The sequence below is a fragment of the Pseudoalteromonas sp. 2CM41L genome (assembly GCF_023161905.1).
Classification (GTDB): Bacteria; Pseudomonadota; Gammaproteobacteria; order Enterobacterales; family Alteromonadaceae; genus Pseudoalteromonas; species Pseudoalteromonas atlantica.
The window spans coordinates 56895-75632 of sequence record NZ_JALNTN010000021.1 but is presented as its reverse complement, the minus strand read 5'-3'; the positions used below and the strand labels follow the sequence as shown (position 1 = coordinate 75632).

Below are 18738 nucleotides of genomic sequence, written 5' to 3'. Positions count from 1 at the left end.
GGTGCCGACTAACCGAGTCGAACGGTTGACCTACTGATTACAAGTCAGTTGCTCTACCAGCTGAGCTAAGTCGGCACTGCTTTAGTACGGGGCGAGATATTAGAGTAAGGTTTATTATGATGCAACTATAAAATTAAAAAAAATGTAATTTTTTAGCTTAAATGCTCACAATTCATGCAAAAGTGCTTAATTTTGCTGTTTTTCGTCGTTTTTACTTAGCTCATGCCAATAATTTAATCCTTTCATAACCAATAAAGAATCAAAAATACTGCCACTTATTTGTTGCTGTAACAGTAAACCGTAACCTCCGGCGCACAAAATTTGTGGTTTTTGTTCGCCTGTTACGTGTTTAAGTTGATATTTGGCCTGTTCAATAGCGCCTAATGTTGCCACCAGCGCGCCATTTTTTAATCCATTGGGTGTGTTTTTACCTAGCTCGTTTAAAAAGGGGGTATTGGCATCATCAAACACGCGGTGAGTATTTTGTGTTAATGAGCGAGTCATTAAATCAAGGCCGGGCAATATCCAGCCTCCTAAGTGCTCGCCTTCGCCGCTCAGTACATCGATAGTGGTTGCAGTGCCAGCATCAACAATAAGACTCGCTCTGTTTGGGTAAAGTGTAAAACCTGCCACCAGCGCAAGCCAGCGGTCAATACCTAAATTGCTAACCTGTTCATATGCGCAGCTTAAGCCACTGAGATTTTTACTAACATGCGCCTCAAAACACGGAATACTTTTTTTGGCGGCTAATGTGAGCGCGTCATTTAATAATTCACTATTACCTACACAAGCATACACAACCTCAGTTATTGCTTGCCACGGCACGTCGCTCATAGAAACGGGCGTTGCTTGTTGCTCGCGCCATAAGGCCGCTTTTAATGACGTATTACCTACATCTATTAGCAGTTTCATAATTCGGCCTTTCTTAACGAGATTTCGCCACCATAGTAACTTTTAACTTCGCCGTCTTGGCGAATACGTATTCCGCCGTGCTGATCAATACCCTCACAAATACCCCGCCAGCTTCTGTGTCCCGTATTTAGCTCTACGCATTCTCCTGCAAAGGCGTTTAGGGCGTTCCACTGTGCGTACATGCTGTTTAGCCCGTCTTGTTGGTAATCTGCCAAGCGCTGCTCTAAATAAAAGGTAAGCGAAGCAACTAACTGGTTTTTATCAAGCACGGTGGTGTGTTGGCTTAAATCAGTCCATGCTTGGTCAATCTGTTCGCTGGTGTTTTGCGGCATTTGTAGATTAATGCCAATACCAATGACTAGCTGACAAGGGCCTTGCGGTTGCCCATCTAGCTCAACTAATACTCCGGCTAGTTTTTGCTTATTTATATATATGTCGTTTGGCCATTTAAGTTCAATGTCTATATCGTAAAGTGCTTTTATAGCATCGTATACCGCAAGCCCTACTGCAATTGATACGCCCATAGCAGCTTGCAGGCCATCATCTAAGCGCCAAAAATAACTGTAATATAAATTGGCGCCAAACGGAGATTGCCATACCCGGCCTCGCCTTCCGCGCCCGGCTTGCTGCATTTCGGCAACCACAACAGTGCCAGACTCAAGCGCGACTTTATTTTGAATACGGCGCATTAGCTCGCTGTTGGTTGAATCTATAATAGGGTGTACTTCTACTTGGGCTGTATTGGCACCTAATGCGTGGTAATGTTTGGTTATATCGGCTTGGTTTAGCAATCCCACCGCATTGTTTAAACTGTAACCTTTACCCGTCACTTTAAATATATCGAGCCCCATGCCTTGCAGTGTTTGAATATGTTTACTCACTGCAGCACGGCTTATACCCAGCTGCTCGCCAAGGACTTGGCCCGATACAAAGCCACCTTGGTTAAGTGCATTTAATATAGCTAGTTTATTTCCATCTGGTGCTTTCATTACGCGTGCTCCGTAATAATATGGCATTCACTATTTGTGTTTATAAGCCTTACTTCGTGCTCTAGCATTATGCCGTAACGTGCAAACACCGTATTTTGTATATGCGTGATCATAGTGATTAAATCGCTTCCTTTACTATCACCATGATTAACTAATACCAGCGCCTGCTGCTGATGCACCTCAATCCCTGCTACTGTAAAGCCCTTCAAGCCCGCTTGGTCAATTAGCCAACCTGCCGCCACTTTGTGATGGCTTTCCCCATAGGGGTAATGCGGTAAATCATTAAACCGCACAAGCAGCGCTTCTAAACGCGCATTGCTAATAATCGGATTTTTAAAAAAGCTACCCGCATTGGCTAAAGTGTATGGGTTTGGCAGCTTAGCGTTACGAATTTCAATAACCTGCTCAAATACCATTTTAGGGGTGGGATTTTGCAATACTTTGAGTGGGCCATAACTTAAAACTGGCTGCCACTTCTTAGGGAGCGCTAAATTAACTTGAGTGATCACCGCTTTGTTTTTTAAAGCATGTTTAAAAATAGAGTCACGATAAGCAAACTCACACTGTGCGTTAGTTAAAGTCACCTTGGTTTTTGTGGCTATATCAATGTATTCAACCGACTCTACAAATTGAGCGAGCTCAACACCATAAGCACCAATGTTTTGTACCGGCGACGCCCCAACAGTGCCCGGAATAAGCGCTAGGTTTTCAAGCCCTGCAATATTTTTATCAAGTAAATAGCTTACTAGGTTATGCCAGTTCTCGCCCGCAGCTGCACTCACTAATACGTCATTTTCACGCTCGGTAATAGTAATGCCCTTAGTGGCCATTTTAATTACGGTGCCTGCGTAGTTTTCTAAAAATATTGTGTTGCTACCTTCCCCTAATAAACAAAACGGAGCACTAAAACGGTGTGCTTTAAGTTGCTCAACCGAGGTTATTTCAACAAAATGCTGGCATTGATTGTTTAGTGCAAAGGTATGTAAAGGTTTTAATGAGTGCGCCACAAAGGTCTCTGAGTGTACTGGTAACTAATCGCAGTAGTTTACCTTATTGTCGCAAAGAATGTAAAAATCACTCAACCCGCTGTATCAATCATGATATAAAACCTGCACTTATTATTAGTGTTCAGGGTATTTTATGAAAATTAAACCTCTTTTTTTAAGCCTCGCTATGGCCGGTATGTGCTCGCAAGCAATGGCAAACGCGATTGATCAAAACTCATACGCCAACCTAGATGATGTGGTAACAACACACTTAAACCTTGATTTAGATGTCGATTTTGCCGACAAGCAATTAGAAGGTTTTGTTGAGCACACGCTAAAGTGGAACAATGACACGAGTAAAAAGCTGGTACTTGATACCCGCGACTTAGACATTGATAAAGTAATGTACCAAGACACCTCGGGCGATTGGCACAAAGCTAAATTTACACTGGCAGATCGCGATGATGTTAAAGGCTCAAAACTAACAATTACTTTAAAAAGCCAAGCGCCAAAAGTACGTATTTACTACAACAGCCGCCCAGAAGCATCTGGCCTGCAATGGTTAACACCAGAGCAAACAGCCAGCAAAACGCACCCGTTTATGTACAGCCAATCGCAGGCTATTCACGCTCGTAGCTGGTTACCAGTACAAGATACCCCTGCCATGCGCGTTACTTACTCTGCCCGTATTCATACAGCAAAAGATATACGTGCCGTAATGAGCGCTGATAACAAAGACGCACTATACAAAGATGGCGACTACCACTTTGAGATGCCACAAGCTATTTCGCCGTACTTAATTGCGATTGGTGCAGGTAATTTAGAATTCAAAGCCATGTCAAAACAAACAGGTATATTTGCCGAGCCTGAAATTTTAGACGCTTCGGTTGCCGAGTTTAACGACACCCAAGCCATGATCGACAAAACCAACGAAATGTATGGTGAGTATGCATGGGGCCGTTACGATTTATTAATGTTACCGCCTAGCTTTCCGTTTGGAGGCATGGAAAACCCGCGTCTTTCGTTTATTACCCCTACCGTAGTTGCTGGCGATAAAAGCTTAGTAAACCTTATTGCGCATGAGCTTGCACACTCTTGGTCTGGTAACTTAGTTACCAACGCTACGTGGGAAGATTTATGGTTAAACGAAGGTTTTACCTCTTACGTTGAAAACCGCATTATGGAAGAAGTGTTTGGCCGCGACCGCGCCGTAATGGAGCAAGCTTTAGATGCAGCAGGCTTACGTGCTCAGCTTAAAACCATTGATGCACCCGATACGCGCCTTAATTTAAAACTTAATGGCCGCGATCCAGATGATGCATTTAGCTCAGTGCCATACACTAAAGGGCAGCTATTTTTAATCTACCTAGAAGAAAAATACGGCCGAGATAAGTTTGATGACTTTGTTAAGACCTACTTTAATGAGTTTGCATTTAAATCACTGACTACTGCGCAATTTGTTACTTACTTAAAAGCTAACTTAATTGAAAAATATCCAGGCGTTGTAAGCATGGATAAAGTGAATGAGTGGATTTTTGAGCCAGGTTTACCAAGCGATGCACCTAACCCAACATCGGATGCGTTTGATAAAGTAGATACAGCAAGCGCAGCATGGTTAAAAGGTGAAACAAGCGCAGCACAATTACCTACGGCTCAATGGACAGTGCACGAGTGGTTACACTTTTTAAATAACCTACCACGTGATTTAAGCTTAGATAAAATGAGCGAGCTTGATAAGCAATTTAACTTAACGCAATCAACCAATGCAGAGCGCGCGTTTGCATGGTTTATGTTAGCGGTAGGTAATGGTTACCAACCTATTTACCCAGCGCTTGATAAGCACTTATCAGGTATTGGCCGCCGTAAATTAATTGTGCCGTTATACAAAGCACTTATTAAAAATGGTAAGCGTGAGTGGGCACACGATGTATACATCAAAGCACGCCCAGGCTACCACCCACTTGCACAAGGCACCATTGACGCTTTATTTGATAAATAAGCAACCTGTGCCATCCCTAAAGGTGTTCACACCTTTAGGGTAAAGCAGCAAAACCATTAAAAAGGCCGATTTATCGGCCTTTTTAATACTGTAATTTTCTCAAGCTAAAAACTGTAACTAAGCTCAGCGCAGTTAGCGCTTAACATTAGTAGCTTGAGATAAGTTTATTACTCAGCGCCTTGGTTCGTTACCTTTTCTAAAAAGGCTTTTCGCTCAGCAAGCGTGGCTTGCTGCCACCAAAATTCTAGCATTTGCGGTGCACTTGGCATGCCTTTGCCATTAATAGGCGCAATAGGCTTTATAGGTTGGCTTGGACGCGTTGGACCCGCTGGCACCGTATTTTGTAAAGCAGGCTTTTGACTTGCAAGCTGTGTATTTGAAATAACACTAAGCGGCTGTGCCACAGATGCGCCCTTTGCTTTTAAACTTACCTGTGGTGCCTCAGCAAATATTTTCGCTGATACCGCGTTATCGGCACGATTAAACACCATGTCGTAGTCTTTGTTATCGTCAATAGTAATATCTACCCAAAACGGTTCAGACTCTATTACCTCATGGTCGTCAAAGCCTAGCTCGTATAAATCGGTGTATTTTAATTTTAATCGATAAGACCCAGGGGCAAGTTCAATATCGTCAACGCGGCTAAATAGAGAGCTTTCAATCACTCTTTCGCCGACTTGTAAAGGCACTAACTCTTCAGGAAAGTGAATATTTCCGGCACTTACTGACATACTCATCAATAGTGCCGCAGCTGCAGTTATTAACATTGGTTTACGCATAAAAACTCCTTTATTTGTTTTGAGTTTGACACTGCAAACAAAATTTGTCATTAGTGACTTTAAATTCAACCCTTACACTGAAACGATTATGAGCACAGAGACAATATTTACAAAAATTATTAACCGCGAAATACCTGCCGACATTATTTACGAAGACGACACTACCCTTGCATTTAAAGATATAAACCCGCAAGCTCCTTTTCATGTGTTAATTATTCCAAAAAAAGCAATTGCCACTATCAATGATATTAATAGCGAAAACTCACATTTAGTTGGAAATTTATACGAGATTGCTGCTAAATTAGCCAAGCAATTTAACTTTAGTGACGATGGCTACAGAGTAGTAATGAACTGCAATAAACACGGCGGGCAAACCGTGTATCACATACATTTACATATGCTTGCAGGCAAAGAAATGGGCTGGCCTCCGTATCAAGAAGCTAAAAAATTAAAAATTTAATAATAAAAATTCACTGGAATTATTAGTATTTAGCTAGTTACAAATGTTATGGTTTATCATGTATATAAAGTGAAAAATAATTACTTATTTGCAACATTTTATGTTTAAATAATCGTAAAATCGTACTTGTTCACAAGGCGAAACCCGACTTTCTAATACAAAAGGTGTGGAAGTCGTGATAAACTTAACTAGTCAGCTTTATAAAAAGAGTATAAAAACATGAGCAGTTCAGCCTTTTTGTTATTAGATCAAGAGCCAATTAACACCATTGGCATTAACGTTTTAGAACCTTTGTTAAAAACGCAAGGCCTTGACGTAACCACGGGTACAAATATTTTAGATGTACCAGAAGGGACTCGATTACTGTTCATTGAAACATCAAGTAACGATGCATGGGGTAAACTAAAAGAACAGCTAGTTAACCTGCGCACCAAGTGCGATATCGTATTATTTAACCTAGACGAAAACCCAGAGCTCGCTAACCGCGCGCTTTTGAGCGGTATTCGTGGCGTGTTTTATACGACAGATAACGCTGATGTATTAATGAAAGGTATTCGCTTACTTTTAGAAGATCAGCTTTGGTACAGACGTGACATTATGTGTAATGCATTAAACCGCATGCTGCAGTTTAATAAAGACGCACTACACAAGCTGACCGAAGGCGACATAGAGCCAATTAAACTCACTAAACGAGAAAAAGCAATAATCTCGTTAATGAGTAAGGGTTCTAAAAACAAAGAAATTGCTGAAGATTTAAGCATCAGCCCGCACACAGTTAAAACACATTTATACAGCGCATTTAGAAAAACTAAATGTCGTAACCGTATTGAGCTACTATCTTGGGCTCAACAAAACATTCCAGACGAAATTCGTTAATCAATTTCGTAATTTAAAAATAGGCACTTATGGTGCCTGTTTTTGTTTATGCTGCATGCTTGTTAAATTAATCGCTTTTTATTACTCTATTTAAAGTACCCATTGCTGGAACCTCTATGCTCGACTCATTTACCCTCTTTTTTGCCAGCATTGCCGTTATTATTGTAATGACCCTTCTTAACTTTTTAACATGGCGTACCAACAAAAGTACCCCAGGTACTCTGCTTTATATTTTTTACCCGGTTTTATTACTAGGCGCAGTAATTGGCTTTACGCTTATTGGCAAAACGCACAACCTTATTGTGATTAGTATTGCCAGCAGTATGATGTTTGGCGCATCAATTGTGCACAGCTTGGCTATATGCCAATTTTTAGATTATAGGGGTATTGGCTTTAAGCTACTGTGCTCCTTTACCGCGTTTAGCGCCGTAATGTTGGGGTATTATTCTTTTATTGACCCTTCTTTACGCGAGCGTATTTACGTCTCGGATGTACAGCACATTGCAGAAGCCACTTTTTTGCTGTTTTTATTTATTAAATATGCCCGAAAAACCTACCCAAATGGCACCATTGTTTACATTTTAATATTAACTTTAGTTGGCCTGAGCTTTATTAGCCGCTCACTATTTATGGTTAATATTGAACAACCCCTGCTATTGCAAAGCCCATGGTTTAGCAGCTTACTGTTTTTAAATGGCGTTATTGCACCTATGTTTTATGCCGCTGGTATGGCGCTTTTGTGTAATGAACGCAGAGAAAAAAATCTTAACAAGCTGGCCGACAAAGCCCAAAAAGATTTAGAAATTAGAGGCCTGTTTTTATCAACTATTAGCCATGAAATTCGCACCCCTCTTAATGGCATATTAGGCAGCGCCCAATTGGTTATGAACCAAAGCACCGACACCCGCAATAAAGCCTATTGTGAGGCCATTATTAATTCGGCCGAGTCGTTAAATTTACTGGTTGATAAAGTGCTCGACTACGCAAGCCTAGATCAAAGTGATGAAGCACTTTACGAAGAAGACATTGAATTTAAAACCTGGTTAAACAATTTATGTTTATTACTCAGCCCATTGGCGGAGCAAAAGCAGCTTAAGTTTGAACTGGTATGTAATATCCCTGAACAAGCCTGTTACTACTGCGATCAGCAAAAATTAAGGCAAATTATTATTAACCTTGTTGGTAACGCCATTAAATTTACCGACCACGGTATAGTAAAAATTCAGGTTGATTTAATAAGCGATAGGCAGCTTGAGCACACCATAAAAATTAGCGTTAAAGACTCAGGCCCCGGTATCGAAAAAGACGAAATAGCCTACTTAACCGAACCCTATGTACAAAGTAGCGCCGGCAAAGAAAAAGGCGGCACCGGCCTTGGGCTTGCCATCACCAGCCGCTTACTAGAAAAGCTAGGCAGCCGTTTAGAAATAACCAGTCAACTAGGCACTGGTAGCGTATTTAGCTTTACTACCACCTTTACGCTAGGGGAGCTTAGCTTGGTAGAGCAGCGCCATCAAAACAAAGACTACTTAACCGGCCTTGAAGTACTGCTAGTCGAAGATTTAGATTTAAATCAAAAAATTGCCATTGAATTTATGGCCGAAGATGAGCATAAAATAAAGCTCGCCAAAGATGGTAAAAGCGCTATTGAACTGCTGCAAACGCATCACTTTGACGTTATTTTACTGGATATGAACCTGCCAGACTTTACCGGCCAAGAGGTATTAAAACGACTGCAGCGTTTGGAGCATAAAAACCAGCGCACGCCCGTACTGGCTTTTACAGCAAGCTTAAGCCCTGACGAGGTAAAAGAATACTTAGCTCTGGGAATAAAAGACATAGTAGGCAAACCAATTAAGCAGCAAAAGCTTCGCCAAGCACTGAGTGATTCACAATCCAATCAAACTGCAAATATTGCTGTAGAGCTAGTAGACACATTATACGACGAAACCGCAGCAGAAACACTAACCAGCTCATTTAGTGAGGATGAAGTGTCGTCGATTTACAATGAATTTGTACTCTCAGCACGGACTAAACTAACCCGATGCCAAGAACTTATTGACCAGCAACCAGAGCAGTGCATTAAATTATTGCACCGCCAAGCAAGCACCGCGCTGCAATTAGGCTTTAACCGTTACGGTATTGAGCTTAAAAAAATAGAGCGCCGCTTGCTTGATAACAAACCCCATAACAACCTGTTAGATGAGGCGTTAGAGCTATGGCAGCGCAGCCTAGAACAATACTTAAAGTATGTGCGCGGGCAGTTGAGTTAATGGGCTTTTCTATTGCAGATTAAGCTGTTTACTCTCTTCCATACTTATCATCAAAACGCTCTATGTCACTTTCATCTAGTACGGCGCCAGTTTGTACTTCAATGACAATTAGCGGCTCTTTTTGATTGTTCGCTAAGCTGTGTATTTGTTTTGCTGCAATGTAGCAAGATTGGTCGTGGCTAAGTGTTAATGCTTGCTTATCAATACGAACATCAGCAATACCCGATACCACCACCCAATGCTCTGCACGATGCTGATGGCGCTGCGTTGAAAGTTTAGCACCGCTATTAACGGTTATTTTTTTAACTTTAAAACCACCACCTTCAACCAAAGTGCGGTAATTGCCCCATGGCCGATACACAACCTGATGATGATTGAGTTTATCACTTTGGCTAACCGCTAATTGCTTGAGCAATAAAGGCAGACCATCGAGCTTGTTTTTATTGGCAACGAGGGTAGCATCGTGGGTATGAATAATAGCTAAGTCGCTAACCCCAAGGGTAGCAACGCTGTGATCGTCTTCGCTTATAACAAAATTATTAGTACTGTTTTGCGCGGTATGGCTATCGTTTTCATTATTGCCATGTGCATCTTTTTTAATAAGGCTAGCCAAGGCACTAAAGCTGCCTACATCACTCCAATTAAGAGCAACAGGCAGCACTGCTACATTATTACTACGCTCTAAGATGGCGTAATCGATAGAGTCACTTGGGCAGGTTTTAAGTGGCTCACTTACCGGCCTTGTAAACCCTAAATCGTCAGAGAAATTAGCCGCCTCACTTACACTGTGTGCAATTTTTGGGGCAAAGCGTTCTAGCTCATTTAAATAGGCTTGTGGTGTAAATAAAAACATCCCGCTATTCCAGCTATAACCGCCTTGAGTTAAATAATGCTCAGCGGTAGCCAAGCTTGGCTTCTCTTTAAATTCAGCCACTTTATAGCAATTTGAGCCTACTATTTTACTACCTTGCTTAATGTAGCCAAACCCAGTGTGGGGCTGTGTTGGTGTAATTGAAAACGTGACCAACATACCTTGCTGGGCTAATTCAATTGCATCATTTAATTTAAGGGTGAGCTCAGTAAAGTTGGATATATGATGATCGGCAGGCATCACCAGTATTGGCCCGGTTATGCCTTGCTGTAAAGCGTAGTGTGCTGCCAGCGCAATAGCCGGCGCGGTATTTTTACCCTGCGGCTCTAACAAAAGTGCATGAGGAGCGGCCTGTGCACTTTGCTCAGCAGCAATAAAGCGGTGCTGTTCGTTACAAACAAGTATTGGCTTTGCAAACCCCTTGCCCGACACACGCGCTAACGTGCTTTGTAATAGTGAGTGTTTGTTATCAAGCAGAGATAAAAATTGCTTAGGCATAGCTTGGCGAGAAAGCGGCCATAACCGTGTGCCAATGCCGCCCGCTAAAATTACCGGTGTAATAAGGGTTGTATTCATAAAGCCGCCAATAAACATATCAGCGGCTATTTTAGCACTTTATTGGCTAGGCGCTAATGCTTAACGATTTATACCAAGGTAAACGCGTCGGCATCTAAGTAAGCAGGAAACGAGGCTTTAAAATCATCGAGCGGTGCTTTTTCAAGTGTTACGGTAAGTAACTCTTGTGTATTGTCTTTTGCTTTGGCGATTGTATCGCCTTTAAAGTCGTATACAGCCGTGCCGCCATTGTGCGCAACACCATTGCCATCATCGCCAACACGGTTAACGGCTACTACATAACATAGGTTTTCCATAGCGCGCGCCATTAATAGCGTATCCCAAATATGGCGACGAACTGCAGGCCAGTTAGCAACGTTTATCATTACATCGTAATCATTATTGTTGCGCTGAAAAACCGGAAAGCGCAAGTCGTAACATACTTGCGGCAGTAACTTAAAACCGTTAATTTCAAACGTTTTACGTGCTTGCCCTGCCACAACGTAATCGCCCTCACTGCCTAAGCGAAATAAATGACGTTTATCGTAATAATTTACCTCGCCACTTGGCGTCACCCAATAAAAGCGATTCGCTTTTTTATCGCCTTGAGCAACCAAAACCGAACCTGCAATAACGGCTTTATGTTTATGTGCTTGGGTTTTTAGCCAGCTCAACACTTTGCCATTTTCGGGCTCTGCGCAATCAAGATTAATAGCAAAGCCTGTGGCGAAGGTTTCGGGTAGTAAAATTAAATCAGGTTGAGCGCTCATCGCTGCTAATTTTTTATCAAACATGGCTAAATTGGCGTCTTTATCAAGCCAATGCAGCGCACTTTGAACGAGTGTAAGCGTTAAAGTTGACATAATATTTGCGCGGCCTCTATTAAGGTTTCATCGTTTTTAGCAAAACACAGTCGAATCACTTTATCATTTGAAGGTTGCTTATAAAACACACTTAAAGGAATAGCAGCAACCCCAGCTTGCTCTACTAACCAGTGGCAAAAATCCACATCCTTAAGATCAGACACTTCACTGTAATCGAGCAATAAAAAGTACGTACCTTGGCTTGGTAAAATATTAAAACGGCTGTCACTTAAGTGCTGTGCCAGTAAGTCGCGCTTTTGCTGATAAAAATTACTCAGCTCATCGACATGCTCGCCTTGTTGTTCAAGCATGTCGGCCAATGCGTGTTGTGCAGGTGTAAAGCTTGAAAAGGTAACGTACTGGTGTATCTTTCTAAATTCAATAGCAAGTGGTGCAGGCGCAATACAGTACCCCATTTTCCAGCCGGTACTGTGAAAGGTTTTGCCAAAGCTTGATATAACAAAGCTTTTTTCACGTAGTTGCTCATCACAAAGCATGCTTAAGTGCTTATCGCCATCAAAGGTAATGTGTTCGTAAACTTCATCACTTATTACATATAAATCGTGATCGCTTACTAACGATTTGAGCGCGTTTATATCATCACTTTTAAGTATTTTTCCGCTTGGATTGTGTGGCGTATTAATAATTATAGCGCGCGTGCTTTTGCTCACTGCACTGCGAACAGCTTGCCAATCAATAGCATAATCGGGGGCATGCAATGCAATATGAACTGTTTTACCGCCAGCAAGCTCAATGGCAGGCTGGTAAGAGTCATAAGCGGGGTCAAACACAATGACTTCATCATCGGGGCGTACTATAGTTTGAATAGCCACAAATAATGCTTCGGTGGCGCCCGACGTTACCGTAACTTGCTCAGCTGCATCAATGTTAGCCGCGTATTTACGCGAAACTAAATTTGCTATTTGTTGCTGTAAACGGGGCACACCACTGGATGGCGAATATTGATTAACCCCTTGCTGAACATAAAAATTTAGCTGGTTTTTCAGTAGTTCTGGCGCATCAAACTCAGGAAAACCCTGCGATAAATTTATTGCCGAATGCTGACTTGCCAAGCCACTCATTTGGCTAAATATACTAACACTTAAATTTGGTAATTTACTTTCAAACACGACAGGCCCTTAATGATGGTTTTGCGCTTAAAGCGATGCTATCATTGCTTAAAACAGAAGTATAGCCGTCTAAAATTAAATAGCTTTATATCAATTTGCTTAATTAACTGAGCTATTTTGAGGTAGCAAAAACGCAGCTCGCGTTTGGTTTAGCGCCTCAAACGCATTAAGTATTATTACGCATTGGTATTACACTCATTGGTGAGGAATGTATGCACAACAATACCGCTATTTCGCAACTTATTGAAGCCGGAAAATGGATCAGTCAAAAAGGCTGGGTTCCCGCCACCGGCGGAAATTTTTCGGCGCGCACCGCAACAGGGTATGTGGTTACCGCTAGCGGCTTTGATAAAGGTCAGCTCGGTACACACACATTCATTGAGCTTGATCATCAAGGTAATCGCACTAAAGGTGCTGGCAACCCATCGGCCGAAACGCAACTGCACCTAGGCATGTATAAGCTTATTCCGCACGCAAACGTGGTACTGCATACTCACTCAGTAGCAGCCACCGTACTATCGCGTGTAATTAAAAGCCATGCATTAAATTTAAGCGGTTACGAAATGCAAAAGTCACTCAGTGGGGTAACCTCGCATTTAGATACGCTCAGCATTCCTATTTTTGAAAACGACCAAGACATAGACCGCTTAAGCTTGCTGCTTAGCGATCACCACTTACATACACCCATTGAGCATGCAGTGTTAATTCGTGGGCATGGCGTTTATGTAGTAGGGCGTAATTACAAGCAAGCACTTCGCCATTTAGAAGGGTTAGAGTTTTTATTTTGTTGCGAGCTGGAACGGTTAAAAATAGAAGGTATTGGGGCACAGCTATAATGATAAAAGCAATTTTAACTGATATTGAAGGCACCATAACACGTATCTCATTTGTAAAAGAGGTGCTGTTTCCGTATGCAGCTAAACAACTAGCAACGTTTATGCGCTTAAACGAAAATAAAACCCATGTCGCTGAGCAAATAGCGGCTGTTAAAGCCATTATTAATGAGCCAGATGCCGATATAGAAAATGTCATTAGCGTGTTACTAAAGTGGATTGAAGAAGATAAAAAAATTACCCCTTTAAAGCAAATACAAGGGCTAATTTGGCAAACGGGCTACGAGCACGGTGATTTTAAAGGCCACCTATACGCAGATGCGTTTGAGTTTTTACAAGCTCAGCATGCTCAAGGCACCGCACTCTATGTGTATTCATCAGGCTCGGTAAGGGCGCAGCAGTTACTCTTTAAATACAGTGACTATGGCGATATTCGCCCCCTGTTTAACGATTTTTTTGATACCAAAGTCGGCGCAAAGCAAGAGCAAGCCGCCTATAACACTATAGTTAATCAGCTCCCTTTTAGTGCTAACGAAATCTTGTTTTTAAGTGATGTGGCAGGTGAGCTTGATGCAGCCAAAGCCGCAGGGCTTAAAACCTTGCACTTAATCCGTGATGGCCAAGCACATAGCGCGCACCCATATGTACATGACTTTAGCACAGTTAAATTGGAGCAATTTGCATGAGCCAATTAACAATTTATGCTAACAACAATCCAAGTAATGCGCTGTTAAACACCCGCGATTTAAGCGAAATTACTCAGCAATTAGCAAAGGTAAATGTACGTTTTGAACAATGGCAAGCAACCGCACCCATTAATGAGCACACCACAAATGAGCAAATTATTGCAGCGTATAAAAATGATATAGCGCGCTTAAAAGCGCAAAATGGCTACCAAACGGTGGATGTTATTTCGCTTGCAAAAGGTAATCCTGCAGCGGCACAAATGCGAGAAAAGTTTTTATTTGAGCACACTCATAGTGAAGACGAAGTTCGCTTTTTTGTAAAAGGCCAAGGGTTATTTTGCCTACATATTGATGCCAAAATTTACCAAGTATTATGCCAGCAAGGTGACTTAATTTCGGTCCCAACTCTTACCCCACATTGGTTTGATATGGGGAGCGACCCAGAGTTTACCGCCATTCGATTATTTAATAATACCGAGGGCTGGGTTGCAAAAAGCACCGAGTCTGAAATTGCGAAGCAGTTTCCGTTGCTCGCATAGCAAAAGTAATACGCTCCACAAAGGGATAAGTGGAGCGCTGTTTAAAAACTACTTAAGCGCTGTTAACGCCCCACTCTCTACATCACTTTTATTGTAAACACCGGTATCTAACACCCAAGCTGTTATTAGTTTTGCAGGTGTTACATCAAATGCGGGATTATACACATTGGCATTAGTGGGTGCCCACAGCGCCTCACCAAAACTGCCACTTACGCCGCGTACCTCTGCGCTATTTCGCTGCTCTATTGCTATATCGCTACCGCAAGCTGTTTGTGTATCAAGCGTAGTTAAAGGCGCGACAACATAAAAAGGAATATCATGAAAATGGGCCAATACAGCTAAATTATAAGTTCCCACTTTATTAGCAAAGTCGCCATTAGCAGCAATACGATCGGCGCCTACCACTATTTTATCTACCTTGCCTGCGGCCATTAAGCTTGCTGCCATATTATCGCAAATAAGCGTATACGGTACTTGCCAGCGCTCAAGTTCGAACGCGGTTAAACGCCCGCCTTGCAACAAGGGCCGCGTTTCATCAACCCACACATGTATATTGCCGTGTTGTTGCTGCGCTTTGTAAATAACGCCTAATGCTGTACCAATACCAGCAGTCGCTAATGCGCCGGTATTACAATGGGTTAAAATATTGTCGCCGCTGTTTATAAGCTCAGCTCCGCGCGTTGCCATGCGCTCACATAGGGCAATGTCTTCAACAAAAAGGCGCTCTGCGCTGCACACCACTGCTGCTACAAAGTCATCGCTTTTAAGGGCCTCTCTTAATGTAGCCATACAATGCATTAAATTAACAGCGGTTGGCCTTGTGGCTTCAAGCTCATCAATTGCTTTTGCAAGCGCCGCTTGAGTTCCCCCCTGCTGCGCTAAATGAGCAACCAGCAAACTCGCACCTAAGCCTATTAATGGTGCGCCACGAATTTTTAAACTGATGATCAGCTCCTTCATCGTCTCAACACTATGGCATTCGTGCCATACCTGCTGATGAGGAAGTAAATACTGGTCAAGCACACTTAATGTGCCGTTTTCATATTTTAAACTGCTTGCGATAAGGTTTTGCATGGTGAGGCTGCTTAAATAAAATGCGTAAGGGTATTTTACATCAGTTTGAATAACTCTCAAGTTAGACTTGTAGACATCTAAACATTTAAAGGTATAGAATGCCCAAAAAGGTTATTTGAGAACTCACTATGGCTAACTATGTCGCGTTTAATGCGCAGCGCGCAATTGAATATGTAAACTCGCTAATTGACTCTAAGCAGTATGATTTTTTTAATGCTGGCGCACACTTAACTGCGTACGAATTTGGTGACGGTAACCTTAATTTAGTATTTAGAATTAGCGATGAGCACCATAACAGCATTATTTTAAAGCAAGCACTGCCTTATGCTCGTTGTGTAGGTGAATCATGGCCGCTCACGCTTGATAGAGCCCGTATTGAGGCGCAAGTGTTACTTAACCATGGCGCTATTTGCCCACAAAACACCGCTAAAGTACTGCACTATAACCAAGCTTACGCACTTACTATTTTAGAAGATTTAGGTCACTTAAAAATATTGCGCACTGCGCAAAATAACGCGGAGCAATTTCCTAAGTTAGCCGAGCACGTAGCTACGTATTTAAGCCATACCGGGTTTTATAATTCAGATTTTTACCTAACCGCCCAGCATAAAAAGGCCCTCGTACAGCAATTTACTAACCCTGAGCTTTGCCAAATTACAGAAGATTTATTTTTTAGCGATCCGTATACAGATCACGAACGCAATCACTTTGACGAGCAACTTACTACACATGTACACGCTTTGCGTGATAACACGGCACTTAAGTTAGAAGTTGCGAAATTAAAAGCTAATTTTTTATCTAACCCGCAAACATTGCTGCACGGCGATATGCACAGCGGCAGTATTTTTGTAGATACCAATACCACTAAAGTGATTGACCCCGAGTTTGGCTTTTTTGGCCCTGTTGGTTTTGATATAGGCTCTTTTATTGGCAATTTACTATTAAATTACTGCGCACAAGCAGGGCATATTGAAGAGTTTGTAGCACGGCGAAACTATCAAACGCATTTACTTAGCTGCATTGTTGAAAGCTATAATTTATTTGAGCAACAATGGTTAACTTTAATTGCCAACCACAGCACAGATCACACCCTTAATACCGAGGGCTACCCACAGTACTTTATGAAAACCGTATTACAAGACGCCATAGGTTATTGTGGAACAGAACTAATTAGGCGCACCATAGGGCTCGCGCATGTGGTAGATATTGACAGCATTGAAGATGAAAATACGCGCCTTGCAGTACAAAAACAAACGCTGAGCTTAGGTGAGCAACTTATTTTAAATGCCAAAAGCTGCGACAACAAAGATGCCTTTTTTAGTTTATTAATAAGCCAACTAAATTAAAAAAGGCGCCAAAGCGCCTTTTTTATACTAATACCGTTATTGGTAGTTTTCGTAAATTTTATCGAGCGGCTCCGACAGCCCGCTTTCTTGCACTATACGCACGTGTTTACGCCTTAATTCCCGCGCACTCGTTACACCACATGAGTGGGCAATTAAGCCAGCGCCGTAATGAATATATTTATTATAATTGGCAACTCGCTGGGCTTTATCGGCAACATTTAACCCACGCTGTAGCCGCTCGTTATGGGTAGTTACACCGGTTGGGCAGGTGTCTTTATTACATTGCATGGCCTGTATACAGCCTAACGCAAACATATGACCACGCGCAGAAACAACAAAATCAGCACCCAAAGCAAGCGCCCATGCTACCTTAGAGGGCACAATTAACTTACCCGAAACAATGACTTTAACCCGCCCTGTTAAGCCGTGTTTTTCAAGCATATTAACAACCAGCGGTAAGCTTTCGCGCAGCGGTAAACCTACCGAATCTAATAAGGGTTGTGGCGCTGCGCCCGTACCGCCATCGGCACTATCAATAGTGATAAAATCCGGTGCTGATTCAAGCCCTCGGTGGTTTATTTCTGCAAATAGCGTTTCTAGCCATGTGTAATCACCAATAACGGCTTTAAAGCCGGTAGGTTTGCCTGTGGCGTTTCGCACTGTGGCAATCATATCTAATATGTCGCTTGGCTTTTTGATCTCTGGGTGCCCATTTGGGCTAATTGAATCTTTACCCTCAGGGATGCCCCTTATTTTAGCAATTTCAGCATTAACCTTTTTACCTGGTAACATACCGCCTTTACCTGGTTTGGCGCCCTGGCTTAATTTAAGCTCAAACATTTTTACGTTTTTATGCGCCGCAATTTCTTTAAGTTTATCAATACTTAAATTTCCAAGCTCGTCGCGCACACCATATTTAGCCGTACCAATTTGAAACACCAAATCAGCTCCGCCCTCTAAGTGATAAGGGCTTAACCCGCCTTCGCCGGTATTCATCCAGCAGCCGGCCAATTTTGCCCCTTTTGATAACGCTCTAACAGCCGGTTTTGAGAGCGCGCCGAAGCTCATTCCCGATATATTAAACAAGGAGTTAGTGGTGTACGGCGTTTTACAATAAGGGCCTAAAGTTACATTACTTGGGTCCAGCGCCTCTTCATCTAAGGTAGGAAAAGCACAGTTCATAAACATCACTGTACCTGTAACCTCTAAGCTTTGCGTGGAGCCAAATGCAGCGGTACGATCGACATCTTTTGCAGCGCGATACACCCAGCTGCGCTCTGCTCGGTTAAACGGCATTTCTTCTCTATCGAGGGCAAAAAAGTACTGCCTAAAAAACTCGCCTTGGCGCTCAAAAAAGTACCTAAAGCGACCAATAACCGGGTAATTTCGCCTAATTGCATGCTTTGTTTGAGTAATATCACGAAAATAAAAAACAATAACGGTAAGTACAATTAATCCTAATGCAACAATAAAAATACTCGCAAATACATCAATACTAAAAATAATAAAATCGCTCATCCAAGGCCCCTTGATGGCTGTTTTTAAAAATAAAAAAGGTGTTGCGTCA

The 18738-nt window shown here is 42.2% G+C and carries 17 protein-coding genes and 1 tRNA gene; 8 read left to right on the top strand and 10 right to left on the bottom strand.

All coding sequences use genetic code 11. The features are described from left to right. Window positions 1–2 precede the first annotated feature (2 nt). From MTF64_RS18460 to murB, 4 genes are all read right to left on the bottom strand, one after another. Window positions 3–75: transfer RNA gene (locus tag MTF64_RS18460), tRNA-Thr, on the bottom strand. A gap of 111 nt (window positions 76–186) precedes the next feature. Beyond that, window positions 187–912 (bottom strand): type III pantothenate kinase, encoded by a 726-nt coding sequence (locus MTF64_RS18455; protein WP_248452293.1) that lies wholly within the window; start codon window positions 910–912, stop codon window positions 187–189. Further along, window positions 909–1901, bottom strand: coding sequence for a bifunctional biotin--[acetyl-CoA-carboxylase] ligase/biotin operon repressor BirA (birA, locus tag MTF64_RS18450; RefSeq protein WP_248452292.1), 993 nt, complete (start codon window positions 1899–1901; stop codon window positions 909–911). Before birA ends, MTF64_RS18455 begins: the two co-directional genes overlap by 4 nt. Then, complete coding sequence (murB, locus tag MTF64_RS18445; RefSeq protein WP_248452291.1) at window positions 1901–2908, bottom strand: UDP-N-acetylmuramate dehydrogenase; 1008 nt, start codon at window positions 2906–2908, stop codon at window positions 1901–1903. The genes birA and murB overlap by 1 nt, the downstream gene beginning before the upstream one ends. A 133-nt stretch (window positions 2909–3041) precedes the next feature. On the opposite strand from murB, the gene MTF64_RS18440 reads away from it, so the two are divergent. Beyond that, a complete protein-coding gene (locus MTF64_RS18440; RefSeq protein ID WP_248452288.1) occupies window positions 3042–4886 on the top strand; it encodes a M1 family metallopeptidase in 1845 nt (614 codons plus the stop codon). A gap of 167 nt (window positions 4887–5053) precedes the next feature. Here MTF64_RS18440 and MTF64_RS18435 read toward each other — a convergent pair whose 3' ends face one another. Next, on the bottom strand, window positions 5054–5665 hold the full coding sequence (locus MTF64_RS18435) for a DUF2057 domain-containing protein (protein WP_248452286.1): 612 nt from the start codon (window positions 5663–5665) through the stop codon (window positions 5054–5056). Window positions 5666–5753: 88 nt separating this feature from the next. On the opposite strand from MTF64_RS18435, the gene MTF64_RS18430 reads away from it, so the two are divergent. The 3 genes from MTF64_RS18430 to MTF64_RS18420 all read left to right on the top strand — a co-directional run bounded on the left by MTF64_RS18430 (window position 5754) and on the right by MTF64_RS18420 (window position 9274). Beyond that, window positions 5754–6125, top strand: a complete 372-nt coding sequence (locus MTF64_RS18430) for a histidine triad nucleotide-binding protein (protein WP_248452285.1) — start codon at window positions 5754–5756, stop codon at window positions 6123–6125. A gap of 219 nt (window positions 6126–6344) precedes the next feature. Next, window positions 6345–7001: a response regulator transcription factor gene (locus MTF64_RS18425; RefSeq protein WP_004587492.1), complete on the top strand. Its 657-nt coding sequence runs from the start codon at window positions 6345–6347 to the stop codon at window positions 6999–7001. A 116-nt stretch (window positions 7002–7117) separates the two neighbouring features. Then, window positions 7118–9274 (top strand): ATP-binding protein, encoded by a 2157-nt coding sequence (locus tag MTF64_RS18420; RefSeq protein WP_248452283.1) that lies wholly within the window; start codon window positions 7118–7120, stop codon window positions 9272–9274. Window positions 9275–9302: 28 nt separating this feature from the next. On the opposite strand, the gene MTF64_RS18415 is transcribed toward MTF64_RS18420, so the two are convergent. The 3 genes from MTF64_RS18415 to MTF64_RS18405 form a co-directional block, all read right to left on the bottom strand. After that, window positions 9303–10721, bottom strand: a complete 1419-nt coding sequence (locus MTF64_RS18415) for a mannose-1-phosphate guanylyltransferase/mannose-6-phosphate isomerase (RefSeq protein WP_248452277.1) — start codon at window positions 10719–10721, stop codon at window positions 9303–9305. A gap of 68 nt (window positions 10722–10789) precedes the next feature. Further along, window positions 10790–11563 (bottom strand): amidohydrolase, encoded by a 774-nt coding sequence (locus MTF64_RS18410; RefSeq protein ID WP_055255456.1) that lies wholly within the window; start codon window positions 11561–11563, stop codon window positions 10790–10792. Further along, a complete protein-coding gene (locus MTF64_RS18405; protein WP_248452275.1) occupies window positions 11551–12693 on the bottom strand; it encodes a methionine aminotransferase in 1143 nt (380 codons plus the stop codon). Before MTF64_RS18405 ends, MTF64_RS18410 begins: the two co-directional genes overlap by 13 nt. A gap of 212 nt (window positions 12694–12905) precedes the next feature. Here MTF64_RS18405 and MTF64_RS18400 point away from each other — a divergent pair, with 212 nt between their 5' ends. From MTF64_RS18400 to MTF64_RS18390, 3 genes are read left to right on the top strand one after another with little or no spacing between them, the layout of a single operon-like run. Beyond that, window positions 12906–13529 carry a methylthioribulose 1-phosphate dehydratase gene (locus MTF64_RS18400; RefSeq protein ID WP_248452273.1) on the top strand — a complete coding sequence of 208 codons (624 nt, stop codon included), beginning with the start codon at window positions 12906–12908 and terminating at the stop codon, window positions 13527–13529. Then, the gene (gene mtnC / locus MTF64_RS18395) at window positions 13529–14212 is read left to right on the top strand and encodes an acireductone synthase (protein WP_121638139.1); all 684 of its coding nucleotides are present in this window, start codon (window positions 13529–13531) and stop codon (window positions 14210–14212) included. The genes MTF64_RS18400 and mtnC overlap by 1 nt, the downstream gene beginning before the upstream one ends. After that, a complete protein-coding gene (locus MTF64_RS18390) occupies window positions 14209–14751 on the top strand; it encodes an acireductone dioxygenase (RefSeq protein WP_248452270.1) in 543 nt (180 codons plus the stop codon). The genes mtnC and MTF64_RS18390 overlap by 4 nt, the downstream gene beginning before the upstream one ends. A gap of 48 nt (window positions 14752–14799) precedes the next feature. On the opposite strand, the gene mtnA is transcribed toward MTF64_RS18390, so the two are convergent. After that, window positions 14800–15825 carry an S-methyl-5-thioribose-1-phosphate isomerase gene (gene mtnA, locus MTF64_RS18385; protein ID WP_248452268.1) on the bottom strand — a complete coding sequence of 342 codons (1026 nt, stop codon included), beginning with the start codon at window positions 15823–15825 and terminating at the stop codon, window positions 14800–14802. Between the two features lie 128 nt (window positions 15826–15953). Between mtnA and mtnK the strand changes: the two genes are divergently transcribed. Next, on the top strand, window positions 15954–17171 hold the full coding sequence (gene mtnK / locus MTF64_RS18380) for an S-methyl-5-thioribose kinase (RefSeq protein WP_055255453.1): 1218 nt from the start codon (window positions 15954–15956) through the stop codon (window positions 17169–17171). Between the two features lie 36 nt (window positions 17172–17207). Here the strand turns inward: mtnK and MTF64_RS18375 are convergent, their stop codons facing one another. Continuing rightward, complete coding sequence (locus MTF64_RS18375; protein WP_004587481.1) at window positions 17208–18689, bottom strand: FMN-binding glutamate synthase family protein; 1482 nt, start codon at window positions 18687–18689, stop codon at window positions 17208–17210. Window positions 18690–18738 lie beyond the last annotated feature (49 nt).